Source organism: Vibrio sp. 10N.286.48.B8 (assembly GCF_003050085.1).
Taxonomy (GTDB): Bacteria; Pseudomonadota; Gammaproteobacteria; order Enterobacterales; family Vibrionaceae; genus Vibrio; species Vibrio crassostreae.
Map to the genome: position 1 here is coordinate 47,024 of NZ_PIGD01000013.1, position 12,377 is coordinate 59,400.

Annotated in this window: 9 protein-coding genes; 3 read left to right on the forward strand and 6 right to left on the reverse strand. The window is 45.9% G+C overall.

Annotated features, from left to right (window positions below):
• The first annotated feature begins 79 nt into the window (after window positions 1-79).
• Window positions 80-1,291 carry a cysteine desulfurase CsdA gene (gene csdA / locus CWO08_RS15500; protein ID WP_108020736.1) on the forward strand — a complete coding sequence of 404 codons (1,212 nt, stop codon included), beginning with the start codon at window positions 80-82 and terminating at the stop codon, window positions 1,289-1,291.
• A 74-nt stretch (window positions 1,292-1,365) separates the two neighbouring features.
• Here the strand turns inward: csdA and csdE are convergent, their stop codons facing one another.
• The 4 genes from csdE to CWO08_RS15520 all read right to left on the reverse strand — a co-directional run bounded on the left by csdE (window position 1,366) and on the right by CWO08_RS15520 (window position 4,422).
• Window positions 1,366-1,794, reverse strand: coding sequence for a cysteine desulfurase sulfur acceptor subunit CsdE (csdE, locus tag CWO08_RS15505; protein WP_107899048.1), 429 nt, complete (start codon window positions 1,792-1,794; stop codon window positions 1,366-1,368).
• 37 nt (window positions 1,795-1,831) lie between these two features.
• Window positions 1,832-2,641 carry a tRNA cyclic N6-threonylcarbamoyladenosine(37) synthase TcdA gene (tcdA, locus tag CWO08_RS15510; protein ID WP_048657895.1) on the reverse strand — a complete coding sequence of 270 codons (810 nt, stop codon included), beginning with the start codon at window positions 2,639-2,641 and terminating at the stop codon, window positions 1,832-1,834.
• Window positions 2,642-2,754: 113 nt separating this feature from the next.
• Window positions 2,755-3,867, reverse strand: coding sequence for a murein transglycosylase A (mltA, locus tag CWO08_RS15515; protein WP_108020737.1), 1,113 nt, complete (start codon window positions 3,865-3,867; stop codon window positions 2,755-2,757).
• Window positions 3,868-3,948: 81 nt separating this feature from the next.
• A complete protein-coding gene (locus CWO08_RS15520) occupies window positions 3,949-4,422 on the reverse strand; it encodes a DUF2850 domain-containing protein (protein ID WP_048657893.1) in 474 nt (157 codons plus the stop codon).
• 162 nt (window positions 4,423-4,584) lie between these two features.
• Here CWO08_RS15520 and argA point away from each other — a divergent pair, with 162 nt between their 5' ends.
• Both argA and CWO08_RS15535 read left to right on the forward strand, forming a co-directional pair.
• Complete coding sequence (gene argA, locus CWO08_RS15525; RefSeq protein WP_048663694.1) at window positions 4,585-5,922, forward strand: amino-acid N-acetyltransferase; 1,338 nt, start codon at window positions 4,585-4,587, stop codon at window positions 5,920-5,922.
• A gap of 283 nt (window positions 5,923-6,205) precedes the next feature.
• Entirely contained in the window at window positions 6,206-6,397 is a 192-nt protein-coding gene (locus CWO08_RS15535) for a hypothetical protein (protein ID WP_008223046.1), read from the forward strand.
• A 52-nt stretch (window positions 6,398-6,449) separates the two neighbouring features.
• On the opposite strand, the gene recD is transcribed toward CWO08_RS15535, so the two are convergent.
• The gene (recD, locus tag CWO08_RS15540; protein WP_108020738.1) at window positions 6,450-8,660 is read right to left on the reverse strand and encodes an exodeoxyribonuclease V subunit alpha; all 2,211 of its coding nucleotides are present in this window, start codon (window positions 8,658-8,660) and stop codon (window positions 6,450-6,452) included.
• Window positions 8,660-12,334 carry an exodeoxyribonuclease V subunit beta gene (gene recB, locus CWO08_RS15545; RefSeq protein ID WP_108020739.1) on the reverse strand — a complete coding sequence of 1,225 codons (3,675 nt, stop codon included), beginning with the start codon at window positions 12,332-12,334 and terminating at the stop codon, window positions 8,660-8,662. Before recB ends, recD begins: the two co-directional genes overlap by 1 nt.
• Window positions 12,335-12,377: the final 43 nt, after the last annotated feature.

Below are 12,377 nucleotides of genomic sequence, written 5' to 3' on the forward strand. Positions count from 1 at the left end.
GGTTAACAAGTCGCGATAAAATAACAATACCGCTAAGCACAACGCTAGCACCAATTTCCAAGATTTTAGGTAAGAACAGATGCTTGATATCAATCACATCCGAGAGCAGTTTCCTGCGCTATCACAAACCATCAATCAACAACCATTGATTTACTTAGACAGCGCGGCAACAACACAAAAACCTCAGGTAGTTATTGATGCCATTAGCCAATATTACTCCAAACAAAATGCCAATGTTCATCGTGGCAGTCATAGTTTAACCGCGCACGCTACCAGCCAATTTGAAGGCGCTAGAGACAAGGTCGCTCAGTTTATTGGCGCAACCTCATCGAAAGAGATTATCTGGACTCGCGGTGCCACCGAAGCACTCAACCTTATCGCTCAAACGTATGCAAGAAGCACGCTTCAACCTGGTGATGAGATCTTAGTGAGTGAGATGGAACATCACGCCAACATAGTGCCTTGGCAAATTGTGGCAGAACAAACCGGTGCTAAGGTCATCAAAATCCCGATGACATCTGACTGTGAGTTTAATCTTGCCGCTTTTGATACTCTGCTGACTGAACGAACCAAAATTGTTGCTCTGGCTCAGATAACCAATGTGACGGGTTCTCGCCAACCTATTGAGCAAGTTATCGAGAAAGCACATGAGATGAATGCCGTGGTTGTCGTCGATGGCGCACAAGGCATTGTCCATGAACCAGTGGATGTTGCCACTTTGGGCGCAGATTTCTACGTATTCTCAGGACACAAACTCTACGCCCCTGCAGGGATTGGTGTGCTTTACGGCAAACTAGAATTGCTCGAAGCGATGCCGCCGTGGCATGGCGGTGGCAAAATGGTTGAACGCGTCTCTTTTTCTGGCACCACGTTTTCTGAACTGCCTGGTAAGTTCGAAGCAGGCACACCAAATGTTGCCGGAGCGATAGCATTAAGTACTGCAATAGAATGGTTAAGTGGTTTTACACAGCAAGATGTCGAAAATCATATCCACCAGCTACAGCACGAGACTTACCTTGCGCTCAGTAAACTGGATGACATTCAGATTTTGGGCTATCAACCCAACGCCAGTGTGATTACGTTTGTAATGGATGGCGTTCACCATCAAGATATAGCGACTCTACTGGATCAGCAAGGTATCGCAGTGCGTGCAGGGCATCATTGTGCTCACCCATTGATGGATGCTCTTAATGTGAAAGGAACGGTTCGTATTTCATTTGGCATTTACAACAACATGGATGATGTTGAAAGGCTCGTAGCGGCGATAGAAAAAGCCGTTGATATGCTTTAGCCGAGTCACGAGCGAAATTATTTAGGGTTGGCGTTTAGCGTCAACCCTTTTTGTTTCTGTGTATCTAAGAGATGTTAAGCACTGAGCTCTTGGATTTGAGCAACAATCGCTTTTAAGCCGTTACCGCGAGATGGGCTTAGGTGAGTGATTAGACCGATTTTTTCAAAGTAGCTGTCAATATCAAACCCTTGAATCTGCACTGATGTTTTTCCATCATACGCAGCCATCACTAATGCAATCAGACCGCGAACGATGCGAGCATCAGAGTCAGCACAAAAGTGCCAAACACCATCGATATTTTGAGAAACCAACCACACTTGGCTTTCACAACCAGAGACAATCACCTGCTCACTTTTCAGTTCATCAGGCATGTTAGGTAGTTTTTTTCCCCATTGAATCACTTGGCGATAACGGTCTTCCCAGCCGCTGAATGTCTGCATTTTCGCGACAATATCATCACTGGTAATTTCAGTGCCGAATGGAGAGCTTGGGAATGTGGTCATTTTAATATCCAGTCGATTATTAATTGAATAGAAGACGTTACTTAGCGTGCTTTTGAATCAGCTTTTCTACAATACGTGAAACAGCCACAAAACCAAACGTCGCCGTTACCACCGTTGCCGCACCAAAACCCGTCGCACAATCCATGCGCTTTGGACCTTCTGCTGTTGCTTTCGCAGCGCATACACTGCCGTCAGCTTGAGGATATTTCAGCTGTTCAGTTGAGAACACACAATCGATACCAAACTTACGTGCTGGATTCTTAGGGAAATTATGATGACGACGAAGGGTGTCTTTTAGCTTCTTCGCTAGCGGGTCTTGAATTGTCTTGGTCAGATCGGCCACTTTAATTTGCGTTGGGTCGATTTGACCACCAGCACCACCAGTAGTGATCACCTTAATTTTGTTGCTACGACAGTACGCCAGCAGCGAAGCCTTCGCTTTCATGCTATCAATAGCATCTAACACAAAGTCGAACTCTTTCGATAGGTATTCAGCCTGATTGTCTGGGCCGATAAAGTCATCAATCAGGTTAACTTTGCATTCAGGGTTAATCAGCTTGACGCGCTCTGCCATCACTTCGATTTTGCTCTTACCAACGGTACCCGACATAGCATGAATCTGACGGTTAATGTTGGTCACGCAAACGTCATCCATATCGATCAACGTCAGCTCACCTAAACCAGTACGAGCAAGCGCTTCAACCGCCCATGAACCTACACCGCCAATACCGATTACACACACGTGTGCTCCTCTAAGTATGTCGACTTCACTATTGCCATACAGGCGACGAGTGCCACCAAATCGTTGGTCATAGTTTTCTGAAGCTGGAGTGGTCAATTCACGCATTGTTGCCGCCAATTTATTTCTGAGAAAAAGAAAAGAGTGCGTTTTATACGCACTCTTGAATAAAAAGTCTAGGGGATTAACGATTCGCTTTCAATGCCCTATTTTATTGTCGCTTACTCAACCTTTTCAGGAGGCAAAGCCCAAGGAGCTTCGGTTGCGCTGCCATCTAACCCGAGCTTCCACACACGACCAAAATGCTTGTAATGACCCGCTTCAGTACCTGCTCGTGGGCCCATGCCATGGTAGAGATCCAAATGGTTTTGCTTAACCGCACCACCCGTATCTAAAACCAGTAACAATCTTAATTGGTGTGCTCCACTCCAAGTACCGTCGGCATTTAGCAGCGGTACTTCTGCAAGAATCGGCGTTCCCATTGGTAAGATAGAGCGATCACCCGCAACTGCGGCCATTGGTAACAGTGGGATGCCTGCGCTGCCCATTACCGATAAGTCATCTCTCGCGCTAAAGAATACGAAAGAAGGGTTTTGTTCAAGCAGTTCTTTGACAACTTCAGGCTCGTTCGCCAATACCCACTCTTTGATTGCTTTCAACGACATTTTTTCACGGGGAACCAAACCTCGTTCGATCAGCACACGGCCAATACTCACGTACGCCTTATTGTTCTTACCCGCGTAAGCGAAATACTGCAACGTGTCATCATCTCCGAAATGCACAAAGCCACTGCCTTGCACTTCCATCATAAATGGGTCGATTCGGTTAGCAGCGTAGCCAAGTTCAAGACCTTGACCTTCTAAAGCACCATTGTAGATCTCTTCACGAGTTGGACAATTTTTATCGCAGTCAGGAAGCCCATAAACAGGGAATCGATATTCTTCATTGGCTTCATGGCGCAACTCCATTACAGGAGAGAAGTAACCCGTGAACAAAACATTGCCTTGCTTATCGCCACCACCCAGTTGAGCAGTCTGAACGCCAAAGTTTGCTAGTTGGCTTGGATCACCGCTTTGCAGCGCCCACTCATTGAGTTGCTGATAAAGCGGCTCATAGATTTTCGCCATCGAAGGAGATTTAGATACCACCATCTCAGCTTGTTCAGCGAATGCGGTGTAGTCTCTTGGCTTATTGGATTCAACCTGATCGACCTTATTTAAGGTGCGAGGAAATTCATCATCAAGATGTTGTTGAGCAAGATCGGTGGGTTGAGCACAGCCAAATAGTAAAGAGGCGGCAACAAGGGGAAGCCATTTTTTAATCACAAGAGTCATCCTAAAAATTCTATGCATCGAGGATGACAAAAACAGTCAGATAACACAATCTTAGATTGTAAGAGTTTACAATAAGATAACCTACCGGACGGAGTTATCGATGTGACCTTTAAGGCGGAAGATAGGGTTGTAGTGGCTGTCAGAATCGAGCACCATTTCTGTATTGTCAGAATTAGTCATGCGGTAGCGATAGGTCTTTTCACCGGCCTTATATTCGAAGTAGTGGCCATCAAAGTCAAAGTTCGTCGAGATAACAGACCCACGAACTGACACACCATTAGCATTCAGTACAAACTCATCTGTCGCATAATGTGCAACATCCTGCTCTATCCAAGTACCATATATTAGATGATCAGGCGTCGCCGCATCTTGCACTCGGGAAAGCACATCACCGAATAAAGAAACCACAGCAAATGAACCCACCAAGGCTAAAACCATTAAGCAGCGCTCAATGATCTTACGCTTCAACTTAGATTGATTGCGCTGATCTGCTTCACTGTAGAGGCCTTTGGTTATCTCATCGATTTTGTTCTTTGTAGCTGGAACTTGCTGCATTCGTTTACGACTCATAAGGATGCTATGCGCATTCTACACTGAGACAGTTTATATATTGAAGTCTAGATAAGAATAGTTTGCGCTTTATTCCAAAAAGGTGTTGTTTACATTTGAATTTAAATGCTAAATTAACGAATAAATAAACACAAATGGACTTGTTCTGTGAAATTAAGAAGTACAGCGCTAGTAAAAGGTTTCAGACAATCAACCCCTTACGTGAATGCTCACCGTGGCAAAACCATGGTCATTATGCTGGGAGGCGAAGCTGTTGCCGATAGAAACTTTGGTAACATTATTAGCGACATTGCCCTACTCCATAGTCTTGGCGTGAAGATTGTTCTCGTTCACGGGGCAAGACCACAGATCAACCAACTGTTAGAAAAACAAGATTGCCATACGCCTTATCACAAGAATATTAGAGTCACCGATGAATACTCTCTGGGTGTCGCTATGCAGGCAGCTGGCCAGCTACAACTAGCCATAACAGCTCGCCTTTCAATGAGCTTGAACAACACCCCTATGGCAGGCACTCAACTCAATGTGATGAGTGGTAACTTCATCACCGCGCAACCGCTAGGTGTCGATGATGGTACAGATTATTGCCACAGTGGTCGTATTCGTCGAATCGATATCGAAGGGATTAATCGCACACTTGACCAAGGTTCCATAGTCCTTCTTGGGCCCATAGCTAGCTCCGTGACTGGCGAAAGCTTTAACCTGCTTTCAGAAGAAGTCGCAACTCAGGTTGCTATTCGTTTAAAGGCCGACAAGCTGATTGGGTTCTGTTCCGAGCAAGGGGTAACAGATGAAAGCGGCAATGTACTCGCCGAACTCTTCCCTAAAGACGCCAAACAAATTCTAGAACGCTTAACAGAATCTCAAAAACCTGCCGAAGACATGAGCACAGGAACACTGCGCTTCTTGAAAGGTGCGATCTCGGCTTGTCGTGCCGGAGTCCCTCGTTGCCATCTAATCAGCTACAAAGTCGACGGCGCATTAATCCAAGAGCTGTTCTCTTTTGATGGTATTGGCACCCAAGTGGTCATGGCGAGTGCAGAGCAAGTAAGACAAGCTCAGATTGACGATATTGGTGGCATATTTGATCTCATTCGTCCTTTAGAAGAACAAGGCATCTTGGTTCGTCGTTCAAGAGAGCAATTAGAGCAGGAGATCCACCGCTTTACCATTATCGAAAAAGACGGACTGATCATTGGTTGCGCGGCGCTATACGCCTACCCGGAAGATCACATGGCAGAGATGGCGTGTGTTGCAATCCACCCTGATTATCGTGATGGAAATCGTGGGCAATTACTGCTGGATTACATGCGCCACCAATCAAAATCTCGCGATATCGACCAAATATTTGTCCTAACGACACACAGCCTTCATTGGTTTCGTGAACAAGGTTTTTACGAGATAGCAGTTGATGAGTTACCGATGGAAAAACAAGGGCTATACAACTATCAGAGAAACTCAAAGATCCTGGCGCTCAACGTATAAATAAAGTTTTTGGAGCGGAATCTCACTTCAAAATAAAAATAATTGCAAACGTAATCGTTTTCTATATGAGATTTATTAACTATGCACTTTAACTCACACGCAAAATTGTATAGAATTTAGTCGCTTTAACAAAATAACAAATGTTTTTATTGGAATTACCATCTCGGTTGTCATATCACATGCATTGAGGTGGTCACTGCACGGATTGCTATACCCGTTGACGGTCAGCACGCTAACATTAGCTCTGCTCGTTAATATAAACAGCAAAAAGAGCAACATTGATATGAGAACCATTGTTTGTAACTCGCTGCAAAGTTTTTGGGATATGGCTGATAACCAATTCTTAGAAGGGCTAGACGTACACTGCGTGTTCCCTGTGAGCGAGAATCTAAAAGAGTTTATTTTGAATTGCCAAGCAAAATACAAGATAAACCACATATCGTTTACTCGAGCGTTTTTAGGCACTGATTCCTAGCACGCTCAAAGCAACCAGGGATGGTTGCTTTGTACATGTACCTCAATCACCTTTAGCTAGTTAAGCGGCTTCCTAAACCACTCACTCGCTCTGTTTTCACCTTAATCCCACGCTTTAATACATTAGTATCACTGAACATCATCAGTTGCTTCTTCGCTCGCGTAATACCTGTGTAGATAAGCTCTCGCGTTAAAATAGGGCTGAAATCCGGCGGCAAGATCATTAAGGTCAGATCAAATTCACTACCCTGAGATTTATGTATCGTCATCGCATAAGCGGTTTCATGATCCGGCACTCGGCTTGGTAACACCGCTTTTACGCTACCATCAGGCAACTCAAAATAGACCTTCAAGCGAGGTGATGAATCAGGTTGGCTTGAATCCGATTCAAGCATGCAGATACCAATATCACCATTGTATAAACCCAAGCCATGATCGTTACGCGTTACCATCACAGGTCGCCCGTGATACCACAATTCATCGTTGTGTGGATTCACTAAACGTCTTGCGGCAAGCGCTCTTTCAATACGATGGTTGAGACCTTTAACACCAAAATCACCTTCACGAATAGAGCACAACAGTCGGCATTGGCTAAACAAATCGAGTACCAATTTGGCTCTCGATTCTTGAGTTTCTAATTCTTCCAACGGCACGTTCATTCTATTGAGGTACGCACCATACTCATGAACCAAAGTACGTAGCATCAAGTTGTAGCTGTCACTCGATAGAGGATGATTTTCAATATCGCCAAACCCTTTGGCAAACACTTGGTCTACTTGATTCGCAGAGCCGTTATTGATTGCTTTTGCTAACTGCCCGATACCTGAACGTGCATCGAAACGATAACTCTTCTGCAGCATACACAAGCTATCTGCAATCTCCGGAGGATTAACGGCTCCCGCTTTTGCTTGTTGTGTATTGGCTATCGCATCAAAGCCTGTCATCTCCGCAATCAAGTTGCCTTGCACTGTGCTATAGCCTGTTGAATTAAATGAGCAGATATCACCTAACACCGCGCCCGCCTCAACAGAAGCGAGTTGGTCTTTATCACCCAACAAGATAAGCCTTGCGTGTTCAGGAAGTGCATCCACCAGCTTATACATCATCGATAAATCAACCATAGAGGCCTCATCCACCACCAAGATATCAAGGTGGAGTGGATTGCGTCGGTTATGTCTAAATTCAGCACGGTTAGGAATCGCGCCGAGTAATCTGTGTAAGGTACTCGATTCAGTTGGTATGTTGGCTTTCACTTCAGGCGCTAATGGCAACTGTTCAATCGCTTTACCAATCGACTCAGTTAAACGCGCCGCCGCTTTACCCGTTGGTGCCACTAGCTTAATCGTAGGTGTTTTTCCTTGGCTTAATGATTGCTCGACCATCGCCGACAATAACTTGGTTACTGTGGTCGTTTTACCAGTACCCGGCCCACCGGAAATCACCGCAAAGCGACGACTCAGCGCCACCGCTGCCGCCACTTTTTGCCAATTCAAACATGCCGACAACGGTACCAAGCTGTCTAGCACATCTAAGTCTGTTACCTGCTTGGCTTGGATAATCGCTTGGTCAATTGCGCCCCAATTCAAAGATTGCTCATCGACAATATCAAGATGATCACACACCAATTGTTGGCGTAACACCTGAGACGTTTGTTGGCTTGCTTCAGCCTTGGCTAAGGCGTTAAACAGGAAGTGATAGCTGCGTGCAAAGAGCTGATTGAGTGTTTCCGTCAGCGCCTTTTTCTGTTCAATATTGAACTCTACAGGCTTACTTAAACGGTTTAAGGTGTCAGCCAGTACAACCTCGTAGTTCCAGTAACGCTGTAAGTAGACACGCTGTCCATCAAACATCAGCGGCTTAACACAGTCATTGGTTGCTCCAACTAAATTGGACGATTGAAGTACCGCCAACCAATCAATACCTAACAGCTTTTGATTCAATTGCAGCGCCGTTTCACCATACAACCCAAGTAACTGGGCTAGATCTGCCGTTTGTGCAGGGCCTATCGTATGCTGCTGTATAAGCTGAGAACAAATGTGCCCTTTGCCTAATTCATGACTCACTACCCCCGCGAGAAAGCCGATTTCTTGAGAGTAACTCGTGGCTTGCTGAGCAATAAAACGGGCAAACTGATAATCCAACTGACGAATCGAACCCTTATCTGCAAGAAACTTGAGTACATCCATAAGTTGCTCAGGAATAAGTGAAACTGACTTCGTTGTGTTCGCTGTTTCTATGCTGGTATTAGTGGTCGTTGTTGTCATTATAAAAGCCCCATCTGACCAGTTTCATCGTCATTCAATTGTGCTGAACGTCTGTCTATCACTTTACCGTCAATCAATTGATCCATTTCATCAAGTAACGCCTGTGTTGGTTTCGCCGAGAAAATACCTTGCAGAGATTGGCCGTCCATTCCTCGTAAGAACAAGTAGTACACGCCACCAAAATGTTGTTCGTAGCTGTAATTGGCAACGCGGCTGCGTAAGAAACGGTGCAACGCCAATGCATAAATTTGATATTGCAGATCATAGCGATGGTCGGCCATCGCCGATTTCAATGCCTCGCCATGGTAGACAGCAACATCATCACCTAAATGATTCGATTTCCAGTCAAGAACATAGTATTTACCTTGATGCTCGAACACCAAATCGATGAAGCCTTTCAGCATACCTTGCACGGTTTGAAAACCTAGGTCGCCCGCTTTGGCTGACAATGGATCATGATATTGAATGGTTTGATTCAACTCTGATGAGGCCAATACTTCAATTGGCAGTAAGAACTCCATCTCAACTAAGCGTTGTGTTGAGTCTTTCTCGCTTAGTTTTAAGTTCTTGCCGTCTAATGCGGTGTTCAGCACTGTATCGACCAATTGCTGAAGCACAGGTAGCCACTCTAATTCATATTGCTCTGATTCTAATAAGTGAGTGATTACTTGCGTGTTATGTTCACTGGTTGCTGGCTCGGTAAATTCAACCTCCTCAAACAAGGTGTGCAAGAAAGTACCTGGGCGAGCACCACGAGGGAACGTAAAGATAGAGCGTTCAGGCTCAATCAACTCAGACTCATCCTGCTCATCAGCCGAGTCAATATCAAAACCAGACACCTCAATGGTCGCGTCATGGCTCGCACCGTGACTGCCTTGCTTTACAAGCCCCGAGTAACTGGTGATACGCCAAGCCCTGTCGATTGAAGCCTTGAGCTCGTTCGCATGTAAGTCTTCACTCACTTGCTCTGTTTGTACAAACACTTGCTCGTGGGCGGTTGGTGTTTCGGCTAACAGCACACTTGAATTTTTGCCTTCAATAGCCGCTAAAGCTTGGTGCAATTCGGCAATACCCTGCTCTTGACCGTTTTGAACCAAATAGCCCATCGCACTCAAATGCACACCTGTCGGCTCTTTGGTTGAACGCCCTTTACGCAGTGGCGCCATGCCAATGAAACAGCCATAAACCGCACGAGTCAACGCTACATAAATCAAGCGTAGATCTTCCGCCAATCGCTCTTTATCGGCTTGGGCTAAGGCACTGTCACTACCTGTAATATCCAGTACTGTGGTATCTGAATCATGGTCGTAGAATTTGCCTTCACTCGCTTCTCGATAACTCGTAACAAATGGCAGGAATACTAAGTCATATTCCAAACCTTTCGACTTATGAATGGTAACGATTTGAACCAAGTTTCTTTCTGATTCAAGACGCTGAATGTCATCCTCACTCCCGCCTAAACCATTTTGAGCATCGGAAATCGCTTCTGCTAGCCAACGCAACAAGCCATAGTCGCTATCAAGCTCTTGCCTTGCTTGTTGTAGCAATTCGCCTATGTGCATCAAATCAGTAAGTGAGCGCTCACCATTTTCTTCTTCTAGTAAGCGTTCCGCGAGATGGCGTTTACTAATAACGCTACGCAGCATTGGTAGCACGCCACGCTGCAGCCACAACTTACGATATTCTCGAAATTCGTTAACGACGTTCTCCCACACCACTTCATCGTTGTTGAGTTCATCCAATGATGCGGCATCCAGAGCAAACAACTCAGAGGCCAAACTCGCGCGCAATGCACGGTCGTTTTCAGGTGTCAGCACAGCTTGTAGTAAGCGTTGGATATCTTGTGCGACTAAGCTGGTAAACACACTATCTCGGTTCGACAAATACACACTCGCGATACCTTGCTCAGACAGCGCGTTCTTAATCAGACGACCCTCACTACCGGTTCTAACCAAGACAGCAATATCCCCCGCATTCACGGCATGTTGTTTTTTGCCGTTATCAAAATAGGCTTGCTGGTTTTGAGAAGCGGTCAGAATGGTTTGAATTTGACTCGCTGTCGCTTCTGCCATTGCCTTGTGATATTCACCTTTCGGCAATGGCTTATCTTCAGCCTCTTGCAGCCAAAAGGTCAGTGCGTGTTGAGTCTGGCCATTCATCACCCATTGGCGTTTGTCAGCAGATGGACTGGCAGCAACGGGCAAAAATGGAATGTCTTGATCGTAGATAAACGGACTGTCCGAATTCATAAACACTTGGTTTACTGCGCTGACCATATCAGCACTCGAACGCCAGTTAGTGCCTAACGTATAGTGAGCACTAACTTGGTTTCTTGCCTTAATGTAGGTAAAGATATCCGCGCCACGGAAACCGTAGATAGCCTGCTTCGGGTCACCGATCATAAACAGACCACACTGCGGATTATCGAGGTAGATTCGGCTAAAAATACTGTATTGCAGCGGATCGGTATCTTGGAATTCATCGATCATCGCCACCGGGTATAAGGTACGGATTCTTTCCACCAGCAGCGATTGCTCATCCACATCAATCGACGCGGATAACTGAGTCAACAAGTCATCAAACGACAACCACTGCTTCTGCTGCTTAGCCTTGGCGAGCATAGTTCGACAGTGGGTGATCGCATGCGCCAATAACGGAGCTTTCAAGTCAGCTGGGTGATTTAAGAAATCTTCAATCGCTTCGAAAACGGCATGCTGAGGCGCGGTGCCTTTCGGTGTTTTTTCAATTAACGTGGCTTGAGAGAACTTCTCTAACTTGTCTGGATATTGATAATCATGAGTGTCGCTCTGCGCCCATGCTGTGACCGCTTCTAACCATGTTGGCAGAGACTTCTTGGTGTAACTGCGCTTGTTCACATCTGAACTTGAGATCAAAGCCAAAAAGTCCGCTTCAGACTCACACCACAGCGCTTTGAGTTGCTTCACTTTGTCTAGGTTCTGCTTGTGCAGAGTTTGTAAGTCACCCGACATCGCTTCTACGGTTAGCTTCAATGGAGAACCCGTCAGATAACGATTGACGTCTGCTAATAACGCAGCCGGTGAGCCCCAAATATTACGAACCTCACCAGCCAGTTGAATAGGCAGCGGGTAAAACTGCTTACGCCAATAGTCAGCAACCACTTGCGCTTTCAGATGACTTTCATCGGTCACAAATTCATTATCAAAACGGCTTCCAGACTCAAAGGCATTTTGAGTCAACATTCGCTGACAGAAGCCGTGAATGGTGTAGACAGCCGCTTCATCCATTTGCCTTTCCGCATTAAGCAGTGTTTTCGCAGCGCCAGCGTGGTCTTCGATCTCTTGCAACAAAGGAGCAATCACTGGGTCATCACTTTGCCCGCGAGCAAACGCTATGCGTGCATCATGGATTCGGGCACGAATACGATCCCGCAGCTCTGCGGTTGCCGCTTCGGTAAAGGTCACTACCAGGATTTGATCTACGGTCAGTGGCTCATGGTGTCGGGTAGCTTCTGTAAGCTCACCTTGTGGTGCTGCCGTGCCGTGCCCGAGCAGTAGGCGTAAGTACAGGCCGGCGATGGTAAATGTTTTACCCGTACCCGCCGATGCTTCAATTAAACGCGCGCCATGAAGTGGAAACGTCATGGTATTGAGTGTCTGTGGAGCAATTACCTGAACACTGCTTGTGGTCGTCATGCCTTACTGCCTTCTGATAAATATGTTGTTACAAATGTGACCT